We start from the raw sequence: 26442 nt of genomic DNA on the forward strand, positions 1-26442 counted from the left end.
GGTCGGGATCAGCCGCGGTCGAAAGCTACCGCAGGCGGACCGATGTAGGAGGGGGCGACCCGGTCGCCGGGGGAGAAGCTCTGCGTGCCGCTGACTCGTACGTGGAGACGGATTCCGTCGGGGTTGGCCACGGTAACCACGGCATCAGCACCCTGGAACTCGAAGTTCTCCACGGTGTGGGCGGCAACCTCGCCCTCGACGGCGCGCAAGTCCACGTCCTCGGGCCTCACCGCCACTTCAACCGGGCCCTGACGAGGTTCGAGGAGGGGAACAGGCCCGAAATCGGTCTCGGCTGTGGAGCCCGCAGCCTCCGCGGGGTACATCGACACCGCGCCCACGAACGCCGCCACCCAGGGTGTGGCCGGGTGATGGTAGACCTCAGAGGGCGACCCGGTCTGCACGATGCGGCCCGCGTCCATCACCGCCACCTGATCGCCCAGCACCAACGCCTCTTCTCGATCGTGGGTCACGAACACCGCGGTCATGTCGGCATCGCGCAGCAGCTCGCGCACCTCGGAGCGAACCTCGCGCCGCAGAGCGGCGTCCAGGTTGGAGAAGGGCTCGTCCAGCAAGAGCACTTTGGGCTTGGGGGCGATGGCCCGGGCCAGCGCCACCCGCTGCTGCTGGCCGCCCGAGAGGGTGTCGGGGGTGCGTTCCTGCATTCCCGGCAAGTTCACCAACTCCAGCGTTTTGGCCACCTCTGCGATTCGCTGACGTCGGGGGACCCCATAGCCCACGTTTCCGGCCACATCTAGGTGGGGGAACAGCGCCCAGTCTTGGAACACCATGCCCACCTGGCGGTCCTCAGGCCGGACCCAGGAGCGGTGGCCGTCCACAGGGTTCCCGTCCAATACCACCTTGCCCTTGTCGGCTTGCTCCAAACCGGCGATGAGCCGCAACAGGGTGGTCTTTCCGCATCCGCTCGGCCCCAGTAGAGACAGCATCTCCCCGGCATGCAGCGTCAGATTGAAGTCGATCAGCACCTTGGTGGCGCCGAACGACTTGTACACGCCCTCGACGGACAGCAGCGGAGCAGCGGAATCGGCGACTGACACTTGGCCGACAGGCTAACCGGCGATATCAGAGGCCAGTCACATGTGCTGGCCTGCTCGACCTCATTGCCTCTGGATTACAGTCCCGGATTGTGATGGTGCCCACCGAATTCGGACCGATCGAAGTGCATGTCCAAGGTGAGGGGCCACTGGTGGTGATGCTGCCGTCGATGGGCCGGGGGGCGGCCGATTTCGACCGGTTGGCCGCCGATGTGGCTGCCGCCGGCTACCGGGTGGCCTGCCCTGAGCCTCGTGGCCTCGGGACCAGCGCGGTGCCCGACCGAGAGGAGACCCTGGCCACGCTGGCCGACGATGTGGCCGCGGTGGTCGCCGAGCTCGGAGGGGGACCCGCGGTGATTGTGGGGCACGCCTACGGCAATCGGATCGCCCGCATGACCGCCACCAACCACCCCGAGCTGGTGGAGAGCCTGGTGCTGTTGGCCTGCGGCGGGTTCATCCCGGTCACCGACGAGATGGCCGTGGCCATGCGGACGATCTTCGACCCCCGCAATCCTCCCGATGTCCGCCTCGATGCGGTAGGGCGAGCGTTTTTCGCGCCGGGCAACGACGCCAGCGTGTGGGTCGACGGCTGGTTCGGAAAACTGGCCCGAGCTCAAGAGCAGGCCACCGTGTCGACCCCGGTGGGCGACTGGTGGGCGGGAGGCCTCGCTCCCATGCTGGCGGTGCAGCCCGCGGACGACCGGCTAGCCGTGCCGGCCAACGCCGACGCTCTCGTCGAAGCCGTCGGCGACCGGGTTGAGGTGGTGGCCATCCCCAACGCCGGCCACGCCCTTTTGCCCGAGCAGCCCGAAGCGGTGGCCAAAACGGTGATCGACTGGCTCAACCGCCGCGCTGCGAGCCATGTGGCCTCGGCGTAGACGTCCGCCTGTGGCCAAAACGGTTATCGACTGGCTCAACCGCCGCCGAATCGGAGCCGGCGTCTGATTGGATTCAGGCGCCCGGGCAGCGAGTTAGTTCCGGGGGACCTCGTTCCAGGGGATGGCCTTGTCCACCCGGGGCTCGCCGGGGAGGCCGAGAATCTGCTCGCCCAGGATGTTGCGCATGATCTCGGTGGTGCCGCCCTCGATGGAGTTGGCCCGGGACCGGAGGAAGGCGTGGCCGATCCCGTTCTCGGCCCCGGTTTCCGACACGATGTCGGGCCGACGGAAGGTGTAGTCGAACTCCACTGAGCCAGCCGGTCCCTGGAGGTTCACGCATTCCTCGAAGATGTCCTTGTTCAGCTCGGCGTGGATGGCCTTGGCCACAGAGCCCTCGGGGCCGGGGTTGCCGGCCCGGCGGTTCTGAGAGGCCCGCATGTTGGTAAGCCGCAGGGTCTCCGCTTGGCTCCACAGCTTCATTACCCGGTCCAATCGTGTCGAAGTGCGCTGCTCATCGGGCAGCTCCGACCACACCTGCACCAGTTCTGCGATGCTGCCCGAGCCCCGCTTGGGCGAGTTCCCACCCCCGATCACCGTGCGCTCGTTCATCAGCGTGGTGAGCGACACCCTCCAGCCCTCGCCCTCGTCGCCGATACGGTCGGAATCGGGCACCCGAACGCTGGTCATATAGACCTCGTTGAACTCGGCCTCGCCGGTGATCTGGCGCAGCGGGCGGACCTCTACCCCTTCAGCGTGCATGTCCAGCGCGAAGTAGGTCATGCCCTTGTGCTTGGGCGCGTCGGGATCGCTGCGGGTCACCAACATGCCCCGGTCGGCCAGGTGGGCGAGGGTGTTCCACACCTTCTGGCCGTCTACCGTCCAGATGTCGCCGTCTCGGACCGCTCGGGTTGCCAGGCCGGCGAAGTCGCTGCCTGCGCCCGGCTCGGAGAACAGCTGGCACCAGCGCTCTTCGCCGGTGAACATGGGTCGCAAGAACCTCCGCTTTTGCTCATCGGTTCCGTGCGTCACCACGGTGGGACCGGCCAAGGTGAAGAAAAAGGCGCCGGGATCGGCCGGTCCGGCTTCCGCGTCGCGCAGCCGCGCCTCGATGTGGCGTTGGTAGCGGGGGGCGAGTTCAAGGCCTCCAAATCCCACTGGGAAATGGACCCAGGCCAGCCCAGCGTCGTACTGATAGCCGCGGAACTCCTCCACCGACATGGTGGTCGGATCGTGCTCGGCCAAAAGGGCGTCGATGGCGTCGTCGACTTCTTGGGGAATGGCGTCAGTGCTCACAGGGCCAATCTAGCGTTCAATTTCTTGAAGCAGGCCATCGACTTGTGGGCAACTGCTTCGGGATCAAGGGCGTTCAACTCGTCGGAAAAAACCTCGATGGCAAGGGGGGCGTCGACGCCGCGGCCGACCAGATCAGCCAACAGGTCGGCGATGTTTCCGTGGCCCTCGCCGGGCATCAGGCGGTGATGGATGCACTCGTAGGCGATCTCTTCGGGGGGTGGCTGGCTCACAGGATCCGGGCCGGTGTCGCCGACTTGGATGGCCTTGATCATGGCCGGGTCGATTGAGGTATCCAACTGGCCCCGCTCCGGTCCTCGCCACAGATGCCACATGTCCATCAGCAACCCAGCGTTGGGCCGATCGGCCCGCCCGACAATCTCAGCGGCCACCCGATGGTCGTCCAGCGGCGACCAGGCGAACGGCTCGATCAGGGCCAAAATGCCGTGTCCAGCGGCTTGGTCGGCGATCTCGGCCAGTGTGGCCGCGGCCTGGTCCAGGTGTTCGCCTGGCTGCCAGTCGGAGTGTTCCAACACGGTGATAGACCGAGCGCCCAGAGCGGCGGCCGCAGCAACCGCTTCCTTAGCGCCCTCGGGGGTCTGCATGGTCATCACCACCCCGTCGTACTCGGCGACCCGAAGGTTCAATTCGTGCAACAGGCTCACGATGGCCGCGTCGTCCCATCCCCGCTCATGCAGCTTGCGGTGCTCCCACCCGTAGATCGACAGGCGGGCAAAGCCGGCGGCCGACGCGGCCCGAGCCTTCTCATCCCATGGCACTCGCCCCAGCGTCCCTGTGCACAGGTAGGGGGGATGAGACATGGCCCGAGACTATGCCGGTTGCACTACCGTGCCCCCATGGAGTTCGACGCCCGCGACCCTGCCCATGAGATCGATGGAGTCCCCTTTCACACGCTGGCCCGCATCCGCGACGAGCAGCCCATCTGCCCATTGCCCAAGGGCGGCTGGTATCTCTCGACCCGACGCCACATCGATACCGCCCTCAAGGAGGTGGAGACCTTTGTGGCCGACTTGGCCCCGATGGCGGGACTGCCCGGCACCGAGGTGGTTCCGCCCGAGGAGCTCTTTCTGAGCGAGATTCCCGAGCCCCGGCACGGCCGCATCCGCCGGCTGTACAACTCCAACTTCGCCCCCCACCGGTTGCGCAACACCGAGGAATTCGTCACCGGAACCTGCCACCGCCTGCTCGACCCGATGCTGGCCGCCGGTGAGGGCGACCTGCACGCCGGTTATGCCATGCCCATCCCCAGCGCCACCCTGGCCGACCTGATGGGGCTGCCCTCCGAGGCAGGGGAGAAGTTCATGGGCTGGTCGTTCGACGGCACGCTGATGCAGCGCCCAGGCACGCCGGGGATCAAGCCGACCGGGCCGCCGATCCTCGACTACTTCCGAGAGGCGCTGGCCGAGCGCCGGATATCGGCAACCGCGGGGAAAGACCAGCCCCACGACGTGATCATCGGATTGATGAACGCCGAGATCGACGGGGTGCCGCTGAGCGACACCGAGATCGTCACGCAGCTCCAGTTCATGGTGATGGCCGGGGTCCACACCACCAGGGCGCTGCTGGTGCATTTGGCCCACCGGTTGCTGCGAGACAGGGAGCTGTTCGAGCGGGTGTCGGCTGATAGAGATCTTGTGGCTCCGCTGGTGGAGGAGTCACTGCGTCATGATGCTCCGGTGCAGGCCACCACCCGCCGTTGCACCCATAAGGTTGAGCTCGATGGGGTCGAGATGCAGGCTGGCGACTGGATGGAGGTAGGCATTGGCTCGGCCAACCGGGACGAGACGGTGTACGACGATCCCGACGTGTTCCGATTGGACCGAGACGACCCCCGCGACCATTTGGGGTTCGGCGGCGGCCCCCACATCTGCCCAGGTGCCACCCTGGCCCGGATCGAGGCATCGTGCGCGGTCAATGTGCTGTGCGACCGGGTGGGGGAGATGTCAGTGATCGATGGGGCGACCTATCCGCCGCTGCCCGGCGGCATGTCGCATCTGCCTATCCCGGCCAAACTCAAGGCGAAGTAGTCCTAGTCGGTCCGAGGCCTGGCCTCGGCCAGCTCAGCGATGTAGGCCAGTTCCTCGTCGGTGTTGGCCCGGATGGTCAGGCCGGTGGCCTTGGTGTCGCACCAGCGGCCAAAGCGCTCCTTGATGCGTTGGCGGGAGCCGATCAGCGCCCCATCGTCGATGTACTCATCGGGCACCGCGGCCACCGCCTCTTCCCGGCGCTCGGCCATGAACAGCTCCTGGATGCGCTCGGCGGCCTCGCCGAATCCCCGCCGCATCATGGCGTCGCGGTGGAAGTTGTACTCCCGGGTGCCATAGCCCCCCACCAGGAAGGCGAACTGAGGCTTGGCCTCGTCGATGGCCCCTTGCACGTCGTCGGTGATCGACACCCGGGCCCCGGCCTGGATCTCGATGTCATCCCAGGTGCGTCCGGCCCGGTCAAGTCCCTTCTGGATGGCCTCGGTGTAGAGGTGGGCGCTGCCCGGGGTGTAGCCCAGCGGCAGCCACCCGTCGGCCAACTCGGCCATCAGAGCGGTGTTGGCCGGCCCACCGGTGGCCAGAAATACGGGGATCTCGGGATTCATGTGCAAGATCGACTTCAGCGGCTTGCCAACCCCCAGCGATCCCTCGCCGGCATAGGGCAGGCTGATCTGCGATCCATCGTGGGCCAACGGCCCCTGGCGGGCGAACACCTTCTTGATGATGGACACGTAGTCGCGCAGCAGAGCATTGGGCTTGCCCCACGGCTGGCCGTACCACCCCTCCACGATCTGAGGGCCCGACAGTCCCAAACCGCAGATGGCCCGCCCCTCCCCGGCCAGGGCCTCTAGCGTGCCGAACTGCATGGCGGCGGTCACCGCCGGCCGGGCCGCCACCTGGCACACCGCGGTGCCCAGCCGGATGTGGCGGGTGTGGGCCGCGATCCAGGCCAGCGGGGTGATGGCGTCGATGCCGTAGATCTCCGCCGACCACACCGAGTCGTACCCCAGTCGCTCGGCCAGCTGCACTCTGGCCAACTGCTCTTGGGCTAGCGCAGTATCCAGCCTGGCCTGGTTCCAGATGTCCACCCCGATTCCCAGCTTCATAGGCCCTGACTATCTCATTCCCAGTGGTCGGTTAGTGAATTGACGGTGGGTAGAATTCGACGGTGCCTACGAAGTTCTTGCATGGGTTCGCTCCACCCGCGGCCGAAGACTTCATCACCATCGTGCGGGCTGAGGGCTGCACGCTCTGGGATGACCAGGGGAAGCGATACCTGGATGCTCTGGCCAGCCTGTGGTACTGCCAGGTGGGTCACGGCCGGGCCGAGATCATCGACGCGGTGGCCGATCAGATGCGGCTGTTGGACGCCTATCAGACGTTTGCACCGTTCACCAACGAACCCGCTGAAGAGCTGGCCTCGATGGTGGTCGAGCGGTCGCCGCATCCCGATGGACGGGTGTTCTTTTGCGGCTCGGGGTCGGAGGCGGTGGACTCCGCGCTGAAGATCGCCCGGGCGGTACACCAGCTCCAGGGCGATACCGATCGCCAAGTGATCATCCGGCGCACCGACGCCTACCACGGCACGAACTTCGGAGGTACCTCCGCCCAGGGCATCGCCGGCAACCGGGAAGGGTGGGGCGATTTGGTCCCCCACTTCATCGAGGTGCCCCGCGACGACATTGAGGCGGTGAGCACCACCATGGCCGCCAACGAGGGCCGGGTGGCAGCCGTCATCACCGAGCCGGTGCAGGGCGCCGGAGGCGTATATCCGCCGTCCGACGGCTACCTGGAGGGACTGCGGCGGCTGTGCGACCAGCACGGAGCTCTGCTGATCCTCGACGAGGTGATATGCGGATTCGGCCGCACCGGCTCGTGGTTCGGGGCCCAGCACTACGGCGTGATGCCCGACCTGATGACGTTTGCCAAAGGGGTCACCTCCGGCTACCAGCCGGTGGGCGGTGTCATTGCCAGCCGAGCGGTGTGCGATGTGTTGGAGCAGCCCGGATATACCCTGCGCACCGGCTACACCTACGCCGGGCACCCCACCGGTATGGCTGCTGGGGTGGCCAACCTGGCTCTGATGGAGAAAGAACAGCTCGTGGCGAGGGTGCCGCACCTGGCCGAGAAGCTCACCGAGGGTCTCGCCGCCCTTCAGGCCGACGGGATCATCCAGAGCTACCGGGGGACCGGGGCGGTGTACGCCGCTGAGCTGGGCTACGACGCCGCAGCCGCCCGGATGCGGCTGCTGGAGGCCGGGGTTGTGCTGCGGCCGGTGGGCACCGGGCTGGCCATCTGTCCGCCCTTGGTGATCACCGACCACGAGATCGGCATCCTGTTCGACACCATGGCCGACGTGTTGTCCAACGGACAGGCCTAGGCCGGCTGGCTCAACCGATCACCTGACCGGCGTCCACCCTGATCTCCTGGCCGGTCACCCCTCGGCCCCGCTCGGAGGCCAGAAACAGCACGGCCTCAGCGATGTCTTCGGGGTCGACGTGGCGATTGAGGGCCGCGGCTCGGGCCGCCCGGTCGGAAACCTGTTGGGCGCTCTTGCCGGTTTGCTCGGCGATGTTGCCCCACAGCCGGTTTAGGTTGTCGCCGGTGATGTAGCCCGGAGTCACGATGTTCACCCGGATGTTGTGGGGCCCCAGCTCGCGGGCCATCACCATAGATGCAGTGTGCATGGCCGATTTGGTGGAGGTGTAGATGGCCATCTTCTCGGGCACTGAGTGGGTACTGAGAGTGCTGATCTGCACGATCGAACCGCCGCCGGCGGCCTTCATGTGCTCGGCGGCCCGGCGGCTCACCTCCAAGGTTCCGAGCACATTGATCTCGAAGGAATACCGGTATTCGCCCCAGTCGATGTCGGCCACGGCAGAGCGGGCACCACCGGCGGTGGCCACGTTCACCACCGCATCCACCCGGCCCAACTCCTCGGCCGTGGTGTCGGCCAGCGCCGCGGCCGATGCGAGGTCGGAAATGTCAGTGGGCACCGCGATCACCCGCCGCCCGGTGGCGTCGGCAATCTCAGCGGCCAGCGCCTGAAGTGGTTCCGCGCGGCGGGCCGCAAGAGCGATGTCGGCCCCGTCGGCAGCCATGGCCAGCGCACTAGCCCGACCCACCCCCGGCCCCGCCCCGGTGACAATGGCCACCTTGCCAGCCATTGATATGTCCTTGTTCACTTCGGTCCTTCGGTCCGACGCTTGCGGCGTCGGCGTTACTCAGTCTCGGGCATGTCGGGAGCCCAGTTGGCGCCGTTGATGTGGCTGCCGCCGTCCACATACAGCGTGTTGCCGGTGACGTATTGGGCATCTTCCGAAGACAAGAACAAGGCCACCGGGGCGATGTCACCCTCGGGGTCACCCATGCGGCCCATGGGGTTGGCCGCCTCGGCGTTGCGGATGAGATCGGGCATCATCTGCTCCACCCGGCGGGCCGACGCGGTCTTGGCGCCTGGGCAGATCACGTTCACCACGATGCCGTACGGGGCCCACTCTCGAGCCGCGGTGCGGCTCAATGTCCGCAACGCCTCTTTGGCGCAGTTGTACTCCAGCGTGCCCATGTGGGCATTCACCCCGTTGAGCGAGCACAGGTTCACGATCCGGCCGTACTGCTGATCCCGCATGACCCGAAAGGCGGCCTGCATGGCCCACAGCGGGCCGTACAGCCCCACGTGCATGGCGTCGTTCATGAGCTGGTCGGTCTTGACCTCCACCCGGCACAGCTCCCCTCCGCCCCAGGCGTTGTTGATGAGCACGTCCAGACGGCCCCACTGGTCGACCGCAGCGTCCACCATGGCCAGCACCTCGTCCTTGTCGGCCACGTCCACCCGCATCGGACGGGCGTCGACATTGAACTCGTCGCGCAGTTCGCCAGCCACCCGCTCGGCAGCCGCATTGTCGATGTCGGTGACCAACAGCGTGGCCCCTTCGGCCGCGAACCGTCGGCAGATGCCGTGTCCGATGCCGTCGCCTCCGCCGGTGACCACCGCCACCCGGTCGTCCAGTTGTCCCATTGTGGTGCTCCTTCTCAATGTTGCAGCAGGGGAGAGGTTGCTCAGAAGGCGATCACCGAGCGCAGGGTCTCGCCCGCCTTCATGGCGGCGTAGCCGTCGTTTACCTCAGTGATATCGATGGTGGCCGACACCATCTCGTCTAGCTTGAGCCGCCCGTCCAGGTAGAGGTCGATGAACTTGGGCATGTCCAGGCGGAAGCGGTTGCCGCCCATCAGCGACCCCTGGAGCTTTTTCTCGCTCAAGATGATTTCCCCGCCGGGGATGGTCACCTGGCTGGTCATGGGCAGCATCCCGATGACCGTGGCCGTTCCGCCGATGCCGATCATGGCCCAGGCTTGCTCGGCGGTAGCCGACAGGCCGATGGCCTCGAACGAGTAGTCGGCGCCGCCCCCGGTGATCTCGTGGACCGCGGCCACCGGATCGGTCTCCGATGCGTTCACAGTGTGGGTGGCGCCCAGGGTGCGGGCCATCTCCAGCTTGGAGGCCACCAGATCCACCGCGATGATCGGCGTGGCCCCCACAATGCGGGCCCCCTGCACGGCCGACAGCCCGATGCCCCCGCAGCCGATCACCACCACACTCGAACCAGCGGGAACCGCCGCGGTGCGCATGACCGCGCCCAGCCCGGTGGTAACCCCGCAGCCGATAAGCGCGGCCCGGTCCAATGGCATGTCGTCGCGGATTTTGGCCACCGCCCGCTCATGCACCAGGAGCTCTTCGGCGAACGAGCCCAACCCGGCAAAGGCAGCACAGCCCCGGCCGTCGTCGAACCGCAGCGAGGGGTTTGGGCGGCCCGAGCGCATGGAGTCGGCGTCGAGACACAGGTAGGGCTTGCCCTGAAGGCAGGTCCGGCACACCCCGCACCACATCGACACGCAGGTGATGACGTGGTCGCCGGGCTTCACATAAGTCACGTCCTCGCCCACTGCGGCCACCACTCCGGCCGACTCGTGGCCCATCACCATCGACTCTGCCACCGGCCAATGACCGTCCATGAAGTGCAGGTCGGAGTGGCACAGCCCCGCGTGGGTAGTGCTGATGAGCACCTCGTTGGGGTTGGGCTTGTCGACAGTGAGATTCTCAACGGCAAGTTCGCCAGGGCTGGTGTGCAAAACGGCGCCGCGCATGGGGTTCTCCTTGATGGTGGGGTTCAGGTAGTGGTCAAGAAAGTTTCTATCAGGCTGATCACGTAGCCGATGTCGTCGTCATCCAGGGAATGGTTCATGGGCAGTACTACGCCTCGTTCCATGATGGCATCGGCATTGGGCAGCCTGCCGGGGGGTTGGCGGAAGTCAACTCCGGACAAGAACGGCTGGCGGGTGGCGTTGCCGGTCCACACCGTGCGGGTGTCCACCCCGTTGCCGTCCAGGTGGGCTTGCAGGTCGGCCCGCACGAAGCCGGCGTCGTGGGCGATGGTGAGCGGGTAGCACAGCCAGGCGGTGTCCAGCCCCTCGGTCTGGCGGGGGAGGCGGAAGCGGTCTGCGTGGGCGGAGAAGAAATCGGTGTACAGGTCGAAGCTGCGGGTGCGCCGGGCGAAGTTGGCCGGCACCTTGTCGAGTTGCTGGCGACCGAAGGCGGCACCGATCTCGGAGGGCTCGAAGTTCCAGGCCAGCTCGTCGAATATGAACTGGTTGTCGTAATGGATGCCGTCGAGGTCTTCCCAGAAGTTCCGGTCCCGGCGCTTGGAGCCGTAGAAGTGCAGCTCGGAGCGTCGCCCCCAACGGCGCAGCAGCAGACCTCGATCTCGCAGATCCTCGTCGTCGAGCAGCACCATACCACCGTTGCCCGCGCAGGTGATGATGTGAGAGGAGGCGAAGCTGGTGACGGTCAGGTCGCTGCGGGTGCCAGCTGGGGTGCCCCGCAGCACCTCCACCACTGCTTCGATCTCGGCCTCGTCATGCACGCTGGCCGCATAGAAGATCCGCTCGCCCATCAGACCTCAGTCTGCCCCACTCCCGCCAACGGGACGCGATCAGGGCGTAGGGTCACAGCCAGCGGCGATCGAGATTTCCGAGGGGTTCAGACGGTGTGGCAGGGGTCGGAGTGGCCGGCCGACATGGCTTCCAAGAAGCCCGAGGCTCGCTCTTGGCGGGGGTAGCGGTTGGCCAGTTCCCAGAAGGCGGGGCTGTGGTTGGGCACGGAGAGATGGGCCAGTTCGTGGACGATGACCGCGTCGAGCACCCAGGAGGGCACTCGGGCCAGCCGGGTGGAGATACGGATGGTGCCTCGGGAAGAGGTGCATGACGCCCAGCGGTCGTTCTGCTCGGCCCAGGTGACCGACTCCGGATGGGGCAGTCCGTAGCGGCGGGCCAGCTTCATGGCCCGCTCGGCCAAGTTGACCCCGCCAGCCTCGGCGGCTCGCTTGCGCTCGAGGCGGGTGACCAGGCTGGCCACCATCTCAGCCTCGGCGTCGGGAGTCATTCCCGCGGGAACCCGAACCTCAATGCAGTCGGGCTGGACCTTGGCCGCAGCCGTCTTGCGGCGCCTCGGGCTGCGGATCACGCGGATCGGAAGCTGGGGCGGCGCCAGGGAGGCCGAGGCCGAATCGGCGTCAAATGCCGTGTCCACGAGGGCTGAACTCACGGTGCGACCATATCTACGGAGGGTGACGGTTTGGTGGATGGTGGCGGGTTGAGGCTGCTGCGATATCGTCCCGGCGAAAACCAAGGGGGAGATCGTTATGGCAGATCAGACCAAGACCCAAGCCGCGTGGGCCGACATGGTTGACGCTCTGGGGCAGGTGAGCGAACGGTTCTGCGGCGAGGAGTGGGGGGTGTCCGGTGAACAGAACATTGCCGACAGCCATCGGCTGGTGCTGCACATCCTCCAGTCGGCGCTGTTCGCCCACGCCGAATTCGACCCGGAACGGCCGGTTTGGCGCCGCATCGTGTCGCCCACCCGCAAGTTCACCGGCGACAACGCCGATGCGGTGTATTTCGAGGCCCCGGTAAGAGGCGACCTGGCCTATCGGATTACCGGCAATCTGGCCGGAGCGGTCTACACGTCGTTCACCGTGGAGCTGGGCACATCCGAGGGGCGATATGCCACCGGCACCGGCGGGGTGCTCAACGATGACGACATCGACGTGGACGCCGACGGTAACTACGAGGTGTTCCTCGGCGGCGAGCCCCGGGATCGGAACTGGCTGGACCTTCCCCCCGAATCGGGCCGGATCACCACCCGGCACTACTTCGAGGTTCCCAAGCCCGCGGCAGCCGATGAGTCCCTCCACATTCCCCTGGCCATCGAGTGCCTGTCGCCGGTGGGTCCGGCCACGCTGTGGACCGACGAGACGGTGGCTGCGGCCATTGGCCGGGTGTCCAACCATGTGCTGGGCAAGACTCTTCAGCAGCCCATTCCCGGCACATATCCCATGCCCTCGTGGGTCAGCCGCGAGCCCAACGTTCTGCCCGACCCACAGCCGCCCGGCACCATGGGCTTCGCGGCATTCGACGCCTACTACACCCTGGGCCGTTACGTGCTCGCCCCCGACGAGGCCCTGGTGATGACTGGACGGTGGCCGGATTGCAAGTTCGGCAACGTGTGCCTGTGGACCGCGTCCGGCCAGACCTACGACTACGGCAACCGCACCACCAGCCGCAATCGGGCCAACACCACCCTGGAGGCCGACGGCACCTTCAAGATGGTCATCGCCCATGAGGACCCCGGCGTGTACAACTGGCTGGACACCGAGGGCCGCCCCTCCGGCAGCATCTTCTGGCGGTTCTTCCTGCCCACCGGATCGGTGGAGCGCATCGAGCCCAAACTGGTCAAGCTCGCCGATTTGCGCTGAGTCCTTCAGGCTCCGATTAGGCCAGGCCAGCGCTGAGTTCGGTGAGAGCGTCTTGGTCGAATCCGTAGAGATCGGCGGCGTTGCCCCCGACTAGCCGGGCAACCTCTTGGTCGGACCGTCCGGCAAACTGCTGGCTCAGCATCTCTTGGGAGTTTGGCCAAGTGCCCTCGATGTGGGGATAGTCGGAGCCCCACATGAGATGGTCGGCGCCGAGTCGGTCTACGACGCCGACCTCGTCGGCATCGGTGAACCCCGCGCCAAGGAACACCTGGCGGCGGAAGTACTCGCTGGGCTTGAGCGGCAGATCCCGGCGCAGCTGGTCGAACATCCGCAGCTCGTAGAAATGGTCCAGTTCGTCGAGCGTCGCCGGAGCCCAAGTGGCACCCTGCTCGTTCATCACCATGCGCAGCCCGGGGTGGCGCTCGAATGCCCCCGACCACATGAGCAGCCAGAACGGGCGGTGGGCGTACCAAGAGATCTCGGTGAGGAAGATGCCCAGCGAGCCGGTGAAGTCGCCGTAGTTGGGGGTCCAGCCCGAATGGGTGTGAACCGGCAGGCCCTCATCAGCACAGGCCGCCCACACCGGGTCGTAGCGGGGGTGGTTGTACAGGGGGTTGTCGCCCGTGCCGCTGCACAGCAGAACGCCGCCGAACAGTCCCAAATCACGCATCTGCTGAATCTCGCCCACGGTGGTGTCGATGTCGTCGACGGTGATCAGGCCCACCCCGGCGCGGCGCCCGGGAGCGTCATTGCAGAAATCGCCCAGCCAGCGGTTGTAGGCCCGGCAACCGGCTAGCCACAGGGCTGGGTCTTGTTCGTACTGGTAGGTCATCAACCCCACGTCGAAGGGGGTGACGGTCGGGCCGCCCGCGCCGGGATACAACACCTCGGCCACGGTGCCGTCGGCTTCGAGCTCCCGCAGCCTTCGGGTTGAGTCCCAGCCCCCGTCGACCCCGCCGGCGGCCACTTCCTCGATTTCGCTGAACTCCTCGAGAGCCTGGTCGCTGTAGATGGCGGCTCCGGTGTGCTCGGCCTTGCGCTTGTTCTTCATCTCGGTGTCGCCCAGCCACTGGCCGTAGGCATCGTCGTAGCCGGGATCTAGGTACTGCCGGTAGGTGTCGGGCAGAGCGCTGGCATGGCAGTCGGCGGAGATCATCAGCTGGACTTGCATCTCCATACTTTGCCTGCTGCCGGAGGGGTGCGCGGAATCAGCCCGTCGGCGGGCGAGAATGGCAGGATGCAACTGCTGGGTCAGACCGAGGTGCTGCCCGATGGGCTGGACTGCGTCGATCCCGAGCTACTGGAAGATCTACGCGGCGGGGTGATCGACAAGCTCCCCGAGAGCGCCCTCGACTGCGTGCCGCCCAACGTGCGCGACGACATCCCTCCCGAACTGATCGATCTCGCCACCGCCAACCCTCAAATCGCCGTCTTGGCAGTGGTAGTTGCCGTGCTGGCCACGTTGGTGTTTCTGTACAAGCTGGCCAAGCGGGCCTTCATTGTCTCCTTGGTCGCGGGAGCGGTCGCCATCGCGGGATGGTGGTGGTGGCTGACGGAGCCCAATATCTTCTGACCATGGTCAATCGGCCGCATTGGACGATTTCCGCATCCAACCGGAGCCGGCATGGCTGAAACATCCCATCTCCAAGATCCGCTCCCGAGCACTATTGGACGAATGACCGCCTCGCCAGGTGGTGTGAGAAGCTGAGCGCATGGCTAAGAGACGCGACAAGATCCGCCTGACCCCCGAAGAGCTCGAAGTCTTCATCGAGGAGCAGAAGAGCCTCCAAGTGGCCACCATCAACCAGGATGGGACACCCCACCTGAGCACCTTGTGGTTTGCGGTGGTCGACGGCGACATCGTGTTCGAGACCTACACCAAGTCGCAGAAGATCAAGAACCTGGAGCGGGACAGCCGCATCGCCCTTCTTCTGGAGGACGGCCTGGAGTACGACAAGCTCCGCGGGGTGGCGATCAACGGCCATGCCGAGCTGCACACCGATCCCGAGGTGGTCCACCGCTATGCCTTGGAGGTGATGGACCGCAACAACCCCGACATCGACCGGGAGATGCTGTCCAAGGCGGCTGAGAGCATGGCCTTGAAGCGCACCGCGGTGGTGATAAAGGCCGAGAAGGTCATCAGCTGGGACCACACCAAGCTGGGCGGCAGCTACTGAGCGCGCACCTGCCCCCGCCCCACAGCCGGTAGCGTTGGGGGTCTGGGTACACATGCGGACCGCGTGAGTCCAATGTTTGTAGCGAGACCGGTAAACCTAGGGGTCTGGTGAAGGACTTGTTGAGGTGGCTGTCCCACCTGTTCCGTTTGGCCGTGCTCATGCCCATGCTGGCACTGGCCCTGGCCGCCACCTTGTTCGTGGTCTGGCCCCCGACCGCCGACGTGCTGAAATCTTGGGAGTCCACCCCGGTGGAGGTGAACCTGACCGAGGACGTGAGCCTGGACGAGCTTGCCATCCGGTCGTACGTCTACGACGCCAACCGCCAGATCATAGATGTCTTCAGCTACGTGGAGAACCGAGTGCTGGTCGACCTCGACGACATCTCCGAGGAGGTGAAGCACTCGGTGATCGCCATCGAGGACGAGAACTTCTACCTGCACACCGGCATCGACCTCAGCGCGGTGTTCCGGGCCGGTCTCGAGAATGTGGGGGCTGGGGGCATCACCCAGGGTGGCTCCACCATCACCCAGCAGCTGATCAAGAACCTGGTGGTGGGCAACAAGGTTGAGGCCGAGCGCAAGCTCCAGGAGATGGCGATGGCCAAGCGCCTGGAGCAGGAGATGGAGAAGGACGATATTCTCAACCTGTATCTGAACACGGTGTATTTCGGCCAGGGCGCCTACGGGGTCCAGGCCGCGGCCGAGGTGTACTGGGGGCTGGACGCCGCTGACCTGGGATGGGGGGAGGCGGCCCTTCTCGCCGCTCTCATCAGCAATCCCAGCAGCAACGAGCCCATCAACAACCCGGTGCGGGCCCTGCGCCAGCGGCGCATCGTGCTGAACCGTCTGGCCGAGCTGGGCTACCTCACCGAGGAGCAGGCCGACGCGTACCACCTCCAGCCGCTGCCCAAGGAGGTCAACGAGATCGAGCTGCCTCCCAAGAGCTACTTCGTGGAGGAGGTCAAACAGCAGCTCTTGGACGATCCCCGGTATCTAGGCGGCAGCCCCGAAGATCGCTTCAACCTGGTCTTCAACGGCGGCCTCAGCATCTACACCACCTTCGATCCCGTTTCACAGCAACAAGCCGAGGCCGCGGTGGCCGCCACCTTGGCCGAATACAACCAGGGCGAACACGGCGGGGTCGAGGCCACCATGGCCCTGGCCGCCCTCCAGCCCGACACCGGAGCGGTGCGGGCGGTGGTGGGCGGACCGGGATTCGCCCAAGACGAGGAGGAGTTCAACCTGGCCACCCAAGGCTCCCGTCAGCCAGGGTCGGCGTTCAAGACCTTCGTGATGGTGACCCTGTTCGAGCAGGGGTACCAGCCCGGCGACCGGATCAGCGGCCGGGGTCCCTGCCAGATCCCCAATCCCGGGGGCGTGCCCGATCCCTATGTGGCCAACAATTTCGCCAGCTCGCCCGGAGGGGTGGACACCATTACCAACCAGATCCGGGTGTCCTCCAACTGCGCGTTTCTGCGGCTGGGCCGGGTGGCGGGGATTCAGCCGGTTGTCGAAACCGCATCCAAGATGGGCATCACCACCGAACTGGAGCCGGTGGCGTCGTTGCCGCTGGGCTCAGAGGAGGTTCACCCCATAGACATGGCGTCGGCCTACGGAGTTATCGGTACGGGGGGCATCCGCTACGAGCCCTACTTCATCGAGCGGATTGTCGACCGGGAGGGCAACGTGCTTTACCGCCATGAGCTGTCGGGCCAGCGGGTGGTGTCGGAACGCTCGGCGTGCTGGGCCAGCGACGTTTTGGAGAACAACATGGTCAACGGCACCGGGCGCCGGGCCCAGCTGCCCCAGCAGGTCGCGGCGGGCAAGACCGGCACCACCGAGGAGTCGGCCGACGCCTGGTTCGTCGGCTTCACCCCCCATCTGGCCACCGCGGTGTGGCTGGGGAACCCCAACGAGCGCATTCCCATGCGCAAAGTGACCGGCAGCTCCTATCCGGCGGTGGCCTGGGGCCGATTCATGGCCAGCTATCACGAGGGTCTAGAAGTGGCGGACTTCCCGGGTTGCCCCCGAGAGCCCCGGATCAGCGACCTGATTGAACTGGAGGATGTGTTCACCGTGGGCGTCCCGTGTGCCACGCCGCTGTTGCCTGAGGACCCATCGGTGGTGGTGCCGATCATCGTGCCGCTGGACACCGACGGCGACGGGACTCACGACGCGTGCGTGGACTTGTTGGTAACAGAGGGTGTCGAGCCCTGCGGTTTCAGCGAGTTCGCGGTGGAGGGCGGGGATCCCATCCCGCTCTACTGCGGTACGCCCTCTCCCATCGAGGTGGAGTGTCTCGAGGGCCAGTTCCCCCTGGACTCCGACGATGACGGCGTTGCCGACACCTGCGTGGGGCAGGGGACCGGTACAGATCTTCCGGCCGACGACGGCGTCGAGCCCGAATCTGGCGTCGGGCCTGAATCCGTAGACGGACCTGATCCGGGCACGGTGTCTGATCCCGAAGCTTGACCCCTAAGATCGCACCGTGAGCGACGATCATTTCCAACGCCTGCTGTCGGTGCAGGACCACGATACCCGGATCGACCAACTCCGCCACCGCATCGACACACTGCCCGAGCGGGCCGCCCTGGCCGCCCGACAACAAGACTGCAAGAGGATCGTGAACCAGCGGGAGGCCTTGCAGATGAGGCAGCTGGAGCTTCAACGGAACCTCAAGCGGAACGAGGACGAGTTGGCCGCCCTGGAAGGCCGGACCAAGCGAGAGCACGACCGGCTCTATTCCGGAGAGGTCACCGGAACCCGGGAGCTGCTGACCCTCCAGGAAGAAGTGGACGGATTGCGGGCCCGCTGCTCGGACATGGAGAGCGACGCATTGGAACTGATGGAGGCGCTCGAGGGAATCGAGTCCGACGTGGTGACCCTGGGATCCAGCCTTGAGGCCGCCGACGCCGAGGTGGTCTCCGCTCAACAGCAGCTGGCCGAGGCCGAGGCCACCGTGCAGGCCGAGATCGACCAGGAGACCGCCGCCCGCTCAACTGAGACCGCTGAAATTCCCGAGGCGGCCTTGGCCAGTTACGAGGCCCTGCGGTCTCGCATGGGCGGCGTGGCAGTGGCCCGACTCCGCAACGGCACCTGTGAGGGCTGCCATCTGGCGCTGTCGGCCATGGAGCTCGACCGCATCCGCCACGCACCCGCCGATGAGCTGTGCCACTGCGAGGAGTGCGGCCGCATCCTGGTGCGGACCTGACCATACGGTCAACCGGTGTTCTTCTGGTTTCTGGCCCTCAGCTTCGTGCTGGTGGCCTTGGTGTTCGACAGCCCGGCGCTGGACTACCGCATGGTGATGCTCGGCTCGGTGCTGCCCATGGTCGAGCTGCTGGCCGGGGGCCCGTGGGCGCTGCACACCCTGTTGGCGCCGCTGGTGGTACTGGTGGCGGTGATGCTGGCCACCCGGGGTCGGCGGCTGGCCCGCCGCCGCTGGCTGGGGCTGCCCATCGGGCTGTTTTTGTACTTGGTGTTGGATGGAGCTTGGCTGCGCACCGACCTGTTTTGGTGGCCGGTGTTCGGGGTGGATGTGGCCAGCGGTGACCTCCCCGAATTCAAGCCGGTGGCCATGCTGATCACGCTGGAGCTGATCGGTCTGGCTGTGGGTGCCTGGGCGTTTCGCCGTTACGGCTTGGCTGATCGGGATCGCCTGCGCCTGTTCGCCGTCCAGGGCCGGCTGGATAGGGCCCGTATGGGCCGGGATCGGCCGCGACGGCGCTGATTTCCACGGTCTTCCAACATGCTGGACGGTGAGTCGGCCTGTAGGCGGGATTCTGTCCGGGTCCTGGCGGACCGTGGATGGCCATCCATCTAAGCGGCCTACCCGGGGACTGCCCCTGATGGGGCGGCGGGCCACCATGTCCCCTGCTTGGCCTTGCCCCCGGTGGGGTTTGCCGAGCGAGCCGAGTCACCCCGGCCCCTGGTGCGCTCTTACCGCACCGTTTCACCCTTGCCTGTACCCGGAAATCCGGGCCATCGGCGGTCTGTTTTCTGTGGCACTTTCCTTCGAGTCGCCCCGACTGGCCGTTAGCCAGCACCGTTGCCCTGCGGAGTCCCGACCTTCCTCGACACCGAGGCCAAGACCTCGACGCCGCGGCCACCCAGCCGACTCACCGTCTCCTCCAGTCTGTCAGCCTCTCTTATCGCAAGGCGAGAGGATTTTCGAGGCCGATGCCTAAAGGCCGATATCGGAGAGCTCGGGGTACCAGCGGGTAGCCCGCTGTACCGCTTCTTGCCAGCGGCCGCGGTCTACCTCGCCCTGCGGCTCCACCACCGCCCGGGGTGTCCAGGAGTCGGCCACCTCCTGCCAGCTCGACCACTGGCCCAGGGCCCGCCCGGCCAGTACCGCCGCACCTAGCGCCGTACCCTCCGGCACCGGGCACAACTCCACCGTCCGGCCCAGGGTATCGGCGAGAATCTGGTTGAACACCGGATTCTGCGACATCCCGCCGTCCACTCGGATCCGCTCGAATCGATAGCCGCTGTCAGCCTCGGCCGCTTCGAGCAGATCAGCGGCCCGGTGGGCCACACCCTCGAACACCGCCCGCACGATGTGGGCTGCGGTGGTACCTCCGGTGATGCCGAACAGCGCGGCCCGGGCCCCAAAGTCCCAGTAGGGGGTGCCCAGCCCGTACAAGGCCGGCACATAAACCACGCCGCCGGTGTCGTCCACGCTGCCGGCCATCTCGGTCGACTCGGAGGCATCGGCCAGCAGGCCAACATCGTCGATCAGCCAACTCATGTTCGACCCGGCGGCAATCATAAAGGCCTCCACACCCCATACGATGGCCCCGTCCTCCTGCCAGGCCACGATGGGGAACGTCCCCCGGTCGCTGCGCTTGTCGGCAATGGGCCTCCCCGGGCCGGTACACACGTCCAAGAAGGCGCCGGTGCCGAAGGTGAGCTTGGCCAGTCCCTCAAGCACGCAGCGCTGTCCGATCAGCGATGACTGCTGATCGCCGATGATCCCGGCAATTGGCGGCGACCCCGGCAGGGCAGTAGCCGCGCCCACCACTCCGGTGGAGTCCACTATCTCGGGCAGGCAGGCGGGGGGAACCCCGAGCCGGTCGACGATCTCGTCTGACCAGTGAGTCCCGTCGTCGCTCAGCATTCCGCTCATGGCCGCGTTAGAGGGGTCCACCACATGATGGGCGCCTTGCGAGAGGCACCACACCGTCCAGGTGTCTACCGTGCCAAAGCACAGGTCGCGACTTCTATCGGGGTCGTGGTGGTCGAGCAGGTAGACCAGCTTGGTGGCCGATTCGTTGGGCACCATCTCCAGGCCCTTGGCCTGCCACGCCAGGCACTCGCCCACCGTGCGAAGGTCCTGCCACCCCAGCGCCGGACCCACCGGCTCGCCGGTCTTGCGGTCCCACACCATTGCGGTGCCCCGTTGGTTGGTCACGGCTACGGCATCCACACCACCCACCTCGTCGATCACTTCAGTGGCCGATTGGAGAATGACCGCGGCCATCTCATTGGCGTCGAACTCCACCAGCCCGGGCTCGGGCATGTCGGGCGGGGTGCGCTCTTGGCGGAAGCAGATCACCCGGTGTCCGTCGGTCACCGCCGAGCGGATGCTGCTGGTGCCCACGTCAATGACGCAGATGTTCATGAAAGAGATTGTGGCAGGCTGATGACGATGGTCCACACTATGACGATGAGCCTGGGCCAATACGGGGGATGGGCTGGGATATTCCGGCAACTGACCGGAGGAGGCAGCTTGACGACCGATGCTGCCAACGCGGCCATGACCGAGATATTGAACGGCGAGGCCACTCCAGCCCAGATCGGTGGTTTTGTGATGGCCCTGCGGACCAAGGGTGAGACCGCAAAGGAGCTGGTAGGGCTCCTGTCGGCTATGCGGGTGGCTGCGGAGACGGTCCCCGTGGACGTCGCAGACCTTGGACTCATCGACACTTGCGGCACCGGCGGCGACAACAGCGGGAGCATCAACGTGTCCACCGCGGCGGCGTTGGTGGCCGTGGGCGCGGGGGCCAGAGTGTGCAAGCACGGCAATCGGTCGGCCTCTTCTCAATGTGGCTCTGCCGATGTGCTGGAGGCGTTGGGCGCGGTCATCGACCTCGGTCCCGAAGGTGTAGCCCGGTGTGTGACCGAGGCTGGTTTTGGCTTCTGTATGGCCCCCCGCTTTCACCCCGCCATGCGCCACGCGGGGCCCGCCCGCCGCGAACTGGCCGTGGCCACGGTGTTCAATTTTCTCGGCCCCCTAGCTAACCCAGCCGGGGTCAAGCGGCAGTTAGTGGGCGTCAGCGACCGGGCGATGGCCGAGACCATGCTGGAGGTTCTGGCCGCCACCGGGTCGGAGCGGGCCATGATCGTGCACGGCCACGATGGATTGGACGAGCTGTCGACCACCGGGCCGACCGACGTGTGGGAGTTGCGGGATGGAGACCTGCATCGCCACACTGTGGATCCCGCGGATCTCTCCTTGACGCTGGCCAGTGCGGAAGACCTGGTGGGCGGGGATGCAGCCGTCAATGCCGATTGCCTGCGGCGGGTGCTCGACGGCCAGCCGGGTGCCCACCGAGACATCGTGGTTCTCAACTCCGCTGCCGCGCTGGTGGTAGCCGAGGTGTCCAGCTCGCTGGAAGACGGGCTGGAAGCAGCCGCCACGTCCATAGACAGCGGCTGGGCCGGCCAAGCTCTCGATGCCTTTGTCGCCGCCTCGAATGCGGCCGCGGCCGAGGAGCAGCGATGAAACCGGGAGATAGTCCTACGACTGAACAACTGAGAGATGTGCTCATGCAGTCGGTAGAGGTCGCTCGGGATGGGCAGAAGGAGAAACCCCCGATAGACCCGCCCCCCCGATTGAAGAAGGTCTTGATGTTCAAGAAGTTCACCGAGCGGGCCATGGACCAAGTACGCGAGGTGGTGGAGTCCGACGATGAGTTCCGAGATCGGGTGATTGACGCCATCACCGAAGAGGAGGTGGGCCGGTTCGGCTGGCTTTGGCTGACCCGGCCAGACGGCTGGCAGCAGGAGTCCACCGAGCTGGCGGCGGAAGCCCAGCGCAAATCGGAAGCGGCTGCTGATGCCCAGAGAACCCAAGAGCTGGTGCAGCGGCTCCAGCGGGCTGAGGCCGCCCAGAAGAAGGCTGACAGTCAGCGGGACAAGGCCAGCCGAGAGCGGGACGAGGCCCGGATTCAGGCTGCCCAGGCCCGTACCGAGGTGCGTCGGGCCGAAGAAGAGGCTCAGAGACTGGTCACCGAATTGGATAAGGCAAAGGCCGCCCTCGATGCCGCCGAGAGCAACTCAGCCCGGGCGCAGCGAAAGCAGAACCGCACCGACGAGAAGCTCAGGAGCGCTGTCGCCCAAGTTGACGGGTTGAACAAGCAGCTGAAGGACTCCCGCGAGCAGCATGGCGAGGAGGTCAGCAGCCTCAAGACTCGCTTAGCCGCCGCCGAGGACGAGGTGGCCATGGCCCGGGCGGCCGGATTCGAGCTCCCCCCAGAGGCTGAGCCCAAGCCTGAGCCGCCCCCGTTGACCAAGCGCATGCCTGTCCCGATGCCCGGTGGGTTGCTCAACGACACCCCGGAAGCCGCGGAGTTTCTGCTTCGACAGGTGCCTGAAGTTGTGGTGTTGGTCGACGGCTACAACGTGACCTTCAAGAACTGGGAAAAACTGCCCGTACAAGAGCAACGGCACCGGTTTCTCCAAAAGATGGAGGAGTTGAGCGCCCGGTACACGGGGGCGAAATTCGTGGTGGTATTCGACGGCACCGAGACCGACTACGACTACATCTCCACCACCGCCCGCTCTCTCGGGGTAACCGTCCGCTTTTCCCAGCCAGGGGTGACCGCCGACGACTACATCATCAACCAGTGCGATTCCTATCCGCTGTCGCGGCAGCTTGTGGTGGTCTCCGAGGACGGCGAGGTCCGCGAGCGGGCCCGAGACCGAGGGGCCAACCTCGTCCACCCCCGCAAGTTGCTGAAGATCATGGGCCTCGAGGTGGAATACCCCGATAGCTGGACGGGATTTGGAGACCGGTGAGCGCCATCAGCGCCGATGAGGTGATCACCGCAGGCTTGGACGCTGGGCTCGACGCCGTCGGGATAGCCCCGGCCGAGCCGTTCGAGTCCACCCGAGCGACGTTGGTTGAGCGGCGGGATCAAGGTCTGCACGGAGGCATGGCCTTCACCTACCGCAACCCCGACCGCTCCACCGACCCCAGCCGCACGGTAGGCGGGGCCCGATCCCTGGTGGTCGGCGCGCTCGGCTACCGCAACTCTGCTTCTCCGCCACCCGACCGGGCTGTGGGCCGGGTGGCCGCCTACGCCCAGCAAGACCACTACGCCAAGCTGCGAGATGCGCTGGGCCAGATAGCCGACATGCTGCGGGACGCCGGGCACAAAGCCGTGGTGGTGGCCGACGACAACGCGCTGGTGGATCGAGAGGCAGCCCGGCGGGCGGGGCTGGGGTGGTATGGCAAGAACAGCAATATCCTGCTGCCTGGTCGGGGGAGTTGGTTCGTGCTGGGCTCGGTGATCACCACCGCCGTGCTTGAGCCATCGACACCGGTTCCCGATCAGTGCGGACCGTGCCGACGCTGCTTGGACGGCTGTCCAACCAGCGCCATTGTGGCCCCCGGTGTGGTTGACGCCCGGCGGTGCTTGGCGTGGCTGGTGCAGGCCGACGGTGATTTTCCTCTGGAATTCCGAGAGGTGCTGGGCAACCGACTCTACGGATGCGACGACTGCCAGGAGGTGTGCCCACCCAACAGAATGGCTGAGTCGGACAGCAGCGGTGCGGGGGAAGGGCACGAGGAAGGCATCGCCTGGGTGGACCTAGTGGAACTGCTGAAATCCGACGACGAGGACCTGATGGCCCGCTACGGCCGCTGGTATATCCCCCGGCGGGAGCCTCGCTATGTACGGCGCAACGCGCTGGTGGCGCTGGGAAACTCCGGACGGGGAGCCGATCCTGAAGTGATCAAAATCGTGCATCGCTATCTGGCGGACTCCGACCCCATGCTGGAGCGCCACGCCGATTGGGCTGCCCGCCAGCTGGGCGTGCCCGCAGTGGAGCTGGTTTGAGCTATGCCTCGGCACCTGTTGGTAACCAACGACTATCCCCCCAAATTGGGGGGCATCCAGAACTATCTGTGGGAGCTGTGGCGCCGACTGCCGCCTGCCGACGTCTGCGTGTTGACCCGCTCTCATCCGGGAGATGCCGAGTGGGATGCTCGCCAAGACCACCGGGTGGTCCGGTCGCCTCGCCAATTCCTTCTGCCAACCCAGGAGATGGCCGAAGAGATCACCGATCTGGGGGAAGAGATCGGCGCAGAATTGGTGCTCTACGACCCTGCGATTCCACTGGGAGCGCTTGCTCCCCGCCTGCCCCATCCCTACGGCGTGATTCTTCACGGTGCCGAGGTGACCGTTCCCGGTCGCCTTCCAGGCACCAAGCAGGTGCTGGGCAAAGTGCTGCGGGGTGCCGAGGTGGTTATCACTGCCGGACGGTATTCGGTGATTGAGGCCGAGAGGGCCGCCGGTGGGCCGCTACCCGCGGTGATCGTGCCGCCGGGGGTCGATGTCGACCGATTCAAGCCGTTGGACGCGGCCCAGCGGCGGGCGGCCCGCCTGCGGTTCGGGCTTCCGGTCGACGCTCCGGTGGTGGTCTCGATCAGCCGGCTGGTGCCCCGTAAGGGCATGGATGTGCTGATTGCGTCATCGGCCCGGCTGGCCGACCGCCATCCGGGGCTCACCCTGGCCGTGGCCGGGGCCGGTCGGGACCGGGCCCGATTGGATCGGATCATCGGGAGCACGGGCGCACCGGCCCGCCTGCTGGATCGGGTGGCCGATTCGGATCTGCCCGACCTCTATGGCTGTGCCGACGTGTTCGCCATGGTGTGCCGTCAGCGCTGGGGAGGCCTGGAGCAGGAGGGGTTCGGCATCGTGTTCTTGGAGGCCGCGGCCGCCGGCGTGCCGCAACTTGCCGGAGACAGCGGGGGAGCGGCTGAGGCGGTGGAGCATGGCCGAACCGGACTGGTGGTGCAGAAGCCCAGTCAACTGGACGCAGTGACTGCGTGTCTAGACACCCTGCTGTCGGATCGGGTTCGCCTTCAGCGGATGGGCTTGGAGAGCCGGCTGAGGGCAGTGGCCGAGTTCTCCTATGACCACATGGCCGAGCGGCTTCGGACCGTGATAGCCGAGGTCATCGCCCGCCGAAGGAAACGTTGATGGCGCGGCGCGGTCGCCTCGCGGGGTGAGTGATTCCATTGTCTTGGCGAGATCGGTTGGTGCCACGGGAAGTCGAGGGCCCGGCCTTCCTCCAAGCCTGCTGGGCGGGTACCTGGGTGTTCACAGCCATTGCCATACTCACCACCGCCTTTCCCGATCCGATGGCGGTGCCCATAGCAGTGGTGTCGCTCGGGCTGCTGGCAATCGGGTGCTGGGCCATGCTCTGGGCTTTCCAGCGGGCCGTGCAGCGCAGCCGATACGAATTGATCGGGGTGGGGGGCCTCTATTTCCTGGCCGGCTGCGCCCCCCGCTCAGTGCGCCTCTCGATGATGGCGGCTCTGGCTGTGCAATTGGTGGTGGCCTTGGCCGCAGCCTCGGTGCGCCCGTTTACCGCGTCCGCGTTCGGTATCCTGGTACCTGTCTATGCGCTGGGCTTGTCCGGCGCATGGGGTGCCAGACACGGGACATTCCCACCGCGGCTCCCTGACGGCGAAACTTCAGAACGCGGCGATCCCAGCAGGAACGGTGACGATGTTTGACCAGGCCACCAAGAGCATCACCATTGAGGCGTCGCCCGCGCGCTGCTTCGAGGTGGTGTGCGATTTCGAGTCTTATCCCGAGTGGGCCACCGAGGTGAAGCAGGTCGAGATAGTCCGACGGGACGACGACGGCCGGGGCGGCTTGGTGTCGTTTCGGGCCGCGGCCATGGGCCGCAGCACCAACTACTTGCTGGAGTACTACTACGGATCCAACCCCCTGCGGGTGTCCTGGCGATTGGTGCAAGGGGACTTGACCCGGCGCCTCGACGGGGAATACTGCTTCAATGCGGTGCCCGGCGAGCCGGAACGCACCGAGGTCTCCTATCACCTCGCCGTCCAGATGGTGATGCCGCTGCCCGGTTTCGTAAAGCGCAGGGCCGAGGCGCGAATCATGGAGACCGCGTTGGAGAACCTGCGCCTCCGAGCCGAATTGGGCGCCGGGAAACTCCTCTGAATTTGCCCCCTCAGAAAGTAGATTG

Annotated in this window: 26 protein-coding genes and 1 other RNA gene; 15 read left to right on the top strand and 12 right to left on the bottom strand. The window is 66.2% G+C overall.

Annotation, left to right across the window (positions count from 1 at the left end; all coding sequences use genetic code 11):
- Positions 1–8: 8 nt before the first annotated feature.
- Positions 9–1055, bottom strand: a complete 1047-nt coding sequence (locus tag OXG30_07090; GenBank protein ID MCY4134665.1) for an ABC transporter ATP-binding protein — start codon at positions 1053–1055, stop codon at positions 9–11.
- 92 nt (positions 1056–1147) lie between these two features.
- Between OXG30_07090 and OXG30_07095 the strand changes: the two genes are divergently transcribed.
- Positions 1148–1930 (top strand): alpha/beta hydrolase, encoded by a 783-nt coding sequence (locus tag OXG30_07095; GenBank protein MCY4134666.1) that lies wholly within the window; start codon positions 1148–1150, stop codon positions 1928–1930.
- Positions 1931–2023: 93 nt separating this feature from the next.
- Here the strand turns inward: OXG30_07095 and OXG30_07100 are convergent, their stop codons facing one another.
- Together OXG30_07100 and OXG30_07105 are read right to left on the bottom strand one after the other, a co-directional pair.
- A complete protein-coding gene (locus OXG30_07100) occupies positions 2024–3223 on the bottom strand; it encodes an acyl-CoA dehydrogenase family protein (protein MCY4134667.1) in 1200 nt (399 codons plus the stop codon).
- Positions 3220–4041 (bottom strand): TIM barrel protein, encoded by an 822-nt coding sequence (locus OXG30_07105; protein MCY4134668.1) that lies wholly within the window; start codon positions 4039–4041, stop codon positions 3220–3222. The genes OXG30_07100 and OXG30_07105 overlap by 4 nt, the downstream gene beginning before the upstream one ends.
- Before the next feature lie 36 nt (positions 4042–4077).
- Between OXG30_07105 and OXG30_07110 the strand changes: the two genes are divergently transcribed.
- Positions 4078–5268, top strand: a complete 1191-nt coding sequence (locus tag OXG30_07110) for a cytochrome P450 (protein ID MCY4134669.1) — start codon at positions 4078–4080, stop codon at positions 5266–5268.
- A 2-nt stretch (positions 5269–5270) separates the two neighbouring features.
- On the opposite strand, the gene OXG30_07115 is transcribed toward OXG30_07110, so the two are convergent.
- The gene (locus tag OXG30_07115) at positions 5271–6332 is read right to left on the bottom strand and encodes an LLM class flavin-dependent oxidoreductase (protein MCY4134670.1); all 1062 of its coding nucleotides are present in this window, start codon (positions 6330–6332) and stop codon (positions 5271–5273) included.
- Positions 6333–6394: 62 nt separating this feature from the next.
- Here OXG30_07115 and OXG30_07120 point away from each other — a divergent pair, with 62 nt between their 5' ends.
- Complete coding sequence (locus OXG30_07120; GenBank protein ID MCY4134671.1) at positions 6395–7606, top strand: aminotransferase class III-fold pyridoxal phosphate-dependent enzyme; 1212 nt, start codon at positions 6395–6397, stop codon at positions 7604–7606.
- 10 nt (positions 7607–7616) lie between these two features.
- Here the strand turns inward: OXG30_07120 and OXG30_07125 are convergent, their stop codons facing one another.
- The 5 genes from OXG30_07125 to OXG30_07145 all read right to left on the bottom strand — a co-directional run bounded on the left by OXG30_07125 (position 7617) and on the right by OXG30_07145 (position 11827).
- Positions 7617–8393 carry an SDR family oxidoreductase gene (locus tag OXG30_07125; GenBank protein MCY4134672.1) on the bottom strand — a complete coding sequence of 259 codons (777 nt, stop codon included), beginning with the start codon at positions 8391–8393 and terminating at the stop codon, positions 7617–7619.
- Between the two features lie 53 nt (positions 8394–8446).
- Entirely contained in the window at positions 8447–9244 is a 798-nt protein-coding gene (locus tag OXG30_07130; protein ID MCY4134673.1) for an SDR family oxidoreductase, read from the bottom strand.
- Positions 9245–9285: 41 nt separating this feature from the next.
- Entirely contained in the window at positions 9286–10371 is a 1086-nt protein-coding gene (locus tag OXG30_07135; GenBank protein ID MCY4134674.1) for a Zn-dependent alcohol dehydrogenase, read from the bottom strand.
- 23 nt (positions 10372–10394) lie between these two features.
- Positions 10395–11177 (bottom strand): DegT/DnrJ/EryC1/StrS family aminotransferase, encoded by a 783-nt coding sequence (locus OXG30_07140; protein MCY4134675.1) that lies wholly within the window; start codon positions 11175–11177, stop codon positions 10395–10397.
- An 86-nt stretch (positions 11178–11263) separates the two neighbouring features.
- The gene (locus tag OXG30_07145) at positions 11264–11827 is read right to left on the bottom strand and encodes a M48 family metallopeptidase (GenBank protein MCY4134676.1); all 564 of its coding nucleotides are present in this window, start codon (positions 11825–11827) and stop codon (positions 11264–11266) included.
- 97 nt (positions 11828–11924) lie between these two features.
- Between OXG30_07145 and OXG30_07150 the strand changes: the two genes are divergently transcribed.
- On the top strand, positions 11925–13037 hold the full coding sequence (locus tag OXG30_07150; GenBank protein ID MCY4134677.1) for a DUF1214 domain-containing protein: 1113 nt from the start codon (positions 11925–11927) through the stop codon (positions 13035–13037).
- 16 nt (positions 13038–13053) lie between these two features.
- Here OXG30_07150 and OXG30_07155 read toward each other — a convergent pair whose 3' ends face one another.
- The gene (locus OXG30_07155; protein ID MCY4134678.1) at positions 13054–14214 is read right to left on the bottom strand and encodes an amidohydrolase family protein; all 1161 of its coding nucleotides are present in this window, start codon (positions 14212–14214) and stop codon (positions 13054–13056) included.
- 60 nt (positions 14215–14274) lie between these two features.
- On the opposite strand from OXG30_07155, the gene OXG30_07160 reads away from it, so the two are divergent.
- The 5 genes from OXG30_07160 to OXG30_07180 all read left to right on the top strand — a co-directional run bounded on the left by OXG30_07160 (position 14275) and on the right by OXG30_07180 (position 18943).
- The gene (locus OXG30_07160) at positions 14275–14610 is read left to right on the top strand and encodes a hypothetical protein (GenBank protein MCY4134679.1); all 336 of its coding nucleotides are present in this window, start codon (positions 14275–14277) and stop codon (positions 14608–14610) included.
- Positions 14611–14749: 139 nt separating this feature from the next.
- Positions 14750–15214 carry a pyridoxamine 5'-phosphate oxidase family protein gene (locus OXG30_07165; protein ID MCY4134680.1) on the top strand — a complete coding sequence of 155 codons (465 nt, stop codon included), beginning with the start codon at positions 14750–14752 and terminating at the stop codon, positions 15212–15214.
- 107 nt (positions 15215–15321) lie between these two features.
- Positions 15322–17685, top strand: a complete 2364-nt coding sequence (locus OXG30_07170; GenBank protein MCY4134681.1) for a transglycosylase domain-containing protein — start codon at positions 15322–15324, stop codon at positions 17683–17685.
- A 16-nt stretch (positions 17686–17701) separates the two neighbouring features.
- On the top strand, positions 17702–18424 hold the full coding sequence (locus tag OXG30_07175) for a C4-type zinc ribbon domain-containing protein (protein ID MCY4134682.1): 723 nt from the start codon (positions 17702–17704) through the stop codon (positions 18422–18424).
- Between the two features lie 15 nt (positions 18425–18439).
- On the top strand, positions 18440–18943 hold the full coding sequence (locus OXG30_07180) for a hypothetical protein (protein ID MCY4134683.1): 504 nt from the start codon (positions 18440–18442) through the stop codon (positions 18941–18943).
- A 25-nt stretch (positions 18944–18968) separates the two neighbouring features.
- On the opposite strand, the gene rnpB is transcribed toward OXG30_07180, so the two are convergent.
- Positions 18969–19334, bottom strand: an RNA gene (gene rnpB, locus OXG30_07185) — RNase P RNA component class A.
- A gap of 62 nt (positions 19335–19396) precedes the next feature.
- The gene (locus OXG30_07190) at positions 19397–20836 is read right to left on the bottom strand and encodes an FGGY-family carbohydrate kinase (protein MCY4134684.1); all 1440 of its coding nucleotides are present in this window, start codon (positions 20834–20836) and stop codon (positions 19397–19399) included.
- A 45-nt stretch (positions 20837–20881) separates the two neighbouring features.
- Here OXG30_07190 and trpD point away from each other — a divergent pair, with 45 nt between their 5' ends.
- The 6 genes from trpD (at position 20882) to OXG30_07220 (ending at position 26417) form a co-directional block, all read left to right on the top strand.
- Positions 20882–21940 carry an anthranilate phosphoribosyltransferase gene (gene trpD / locus OXG30_07195; protein ID MCY4134685.1) on the top strand — a complete coding sequence of 353 codons (1059 nt, stop codon included), beginning with the start codon at positions 20882–20884 and terminating at the stop codon, positions 21938–21940.
- Between the two features lie 125 nt (positions 21941–22065).
- On the top strand, positions 22066–23235 hold the full coding sequence (locus OXG30_07200) for an NYN domain-containing protein (GenBank protein ID MCY4134686.1): 1170 nt from the start codon (positions 22066–22068) through the stop codon (positions 23233–23235).
- A complete protein-coding gene (gene queG, locus OXG30_07205; protein ID MCY4134687.1) occupies positions 23232–24278 on the top strand; it encodes a tRNA epoxyqueuosine(34) reductase QueG in 1047 nt (348 codons plus the stop codon). The genes OXG30_07200 and queG overlap by 4 nt, the downstream gene beginning before the upstream one ends.
- A gap of 3 nt (positions 24279–24281) precedes the next feature.
- Positions 24282–25424 (top strand): glycosyltransferase family 4 protein, encoded by a 1143-nt coding sequence (locus OXG30_07210; GenBank protein ID MCY4134688.1) that lies wholly within the window; start codon positions 24282–24284, stop codon positions 25422–25424.
- Between the two features lie 116 nt (positions 25425–25540).
- On the top strand, positions 25541–25963 hold the full coding sequence (locus OXG30_07215) for a hypothetical protein (protein ID MCY4134689.1): 423 nt from the start codon (positions 25541–25543) through the stop codon (positions 25961–25963).
- Positions 25956–26417, top strand: coding sequence for an SRPBCC family protein (locus OXG30_07220; GenBank protein MCY4134690.1), 462 nt, complete (start codon positions 25956–25958; stop codon positions 26415–26417). The genes OXG30_07215 and OXG30_07220 overlap by 8 nt, the downstream gene beginning before the upstream one ends.
- Positions 26418–26442: the final 25 nt, after the last annotated feature.

The organism is bacterium (genome assembly GCA_026708015.1).
GTDB lineage: Bacteria > Actinomycetota > Acidimicrobiia > Acidimicrobiales > Bin134 > Poriferisocius.

Bases quoted from the DNA above. Each gene is read 5' to 3' on its own strand.
- OXG30_07095 (MCY4134666.1), top strand. From the start codon at position 1,148: ATGGTGCCCACCGAATTCGGACCGATCGAAGTGCATGTCCAAGGTGAG.
- OXG30_07105 (MCY4134668.1), bottom strand. From the start codon at position 4,041: ATGTCTCATCCCCCCTACCTGTGCACAGGGACGCTGGGGCGAGTGCCA.
- OXG30_07110 (MCY4134669.1), top strand. From the start codon at position 4,078: ATGGAGTTCGACGCCCGCGACCCTGCCCATGAGATCGATGGAGTCCCC.
- OXG30_07115 (MCY4134670.1), bottom strand. From the start codon at position 6,332: ATGAAGCTGGGAATCGGGGTGGACATCTGGAACCAGGCCAGGCTGGAT.
- OXG30_07125 (MCY4134672.1), bottom strand. From the start codon at position 8,393: ATGGCTGGCAAGGTGGCCATTGTCACCGGGGCGGGGCCGGGGGTGGGT.
- OXG30_07130 (MCY4134673.1), bottom strand. From the start codon at position 9,244: ATGGGACAACTGGACGACCGGGTGGCGGTGGTCACCGGCGGAGGCGAC.
- OXG30_07135 (MCY4134674.1), bottom strand. From the start codon at position 10,371: ATGCGCGGCGCCGTTTTGCACACCAGCCCTGGCGAACTTGCCGTTGAG.
- OXG30_07140 (MCY4134675.1), bottom strand. From the start codon at position 11,177: ATGGGCGAGCGGATCTTCTATGCGGCCAGCGTGCATGACGAGGCCGAG.
- OXG30_07150 (MCY4134677.1), top strand. From the start codon at position 11,925: ATGGCAGATCAGACCAAGACCCAAGCCGCGTGGGCCGACATGGTTGAC.
- OXG30_07155 (MCY4134678.1), bottom strand. From the start codon at position 14,214: ATGGAGATGCAAGTCCAGCTGATGATCTCCGCCGACTGCCATGCCAGC.
- OXG30_07160 (MCY4134679.1), top strand. From the start codon at position 14,275: ATGCAACTGCTGGGTCAGACCGAGGTGCTGCCCGATGGGCTGGACTGC.
- OXG30_07165 (MCY4134680.1), top strand. From the start codon at position 14,750: ATGGCTAAGAGACGCGACAAGATCCGCCTGACCCCCGAAGAGCTCGAA.
- OXG30_07190 (MCY4134684.1), bottom strand. From the start codon at position 20,836: ATGAACATCTGCGTCATTGACGTGGGCACCAGCAGCATCCGCTCGGCG.
- trpD (MCY4134685.1), top strand. From the start codon at position 20,882: ATGAGCCTGGGCCAATACGGGGGATGGGCTGGGATATTCCGGCAACTG.
- OXG30_07200 (MCY4134686.1), top strand. From the start codon at position 22,066: ATGTTCAAGAAGTTCACCGAGCGGGCCATGGACCAAGTACGCGAGGTG.
- OXG30_07210 (MCY4134688.1), top strand. From the start codon at position 24,282: ATGCCTCGGCACCTGTTGGTAACCAACGACTATCCCCCCAAATTGGGG.
- OXG30_07220 (MCY4134690.1), top strand. From the start codon at position 25,956: ATGTTTGACCAGGCCACCAAGAGCATCACCATTGAGGCGTCGCCCGCG.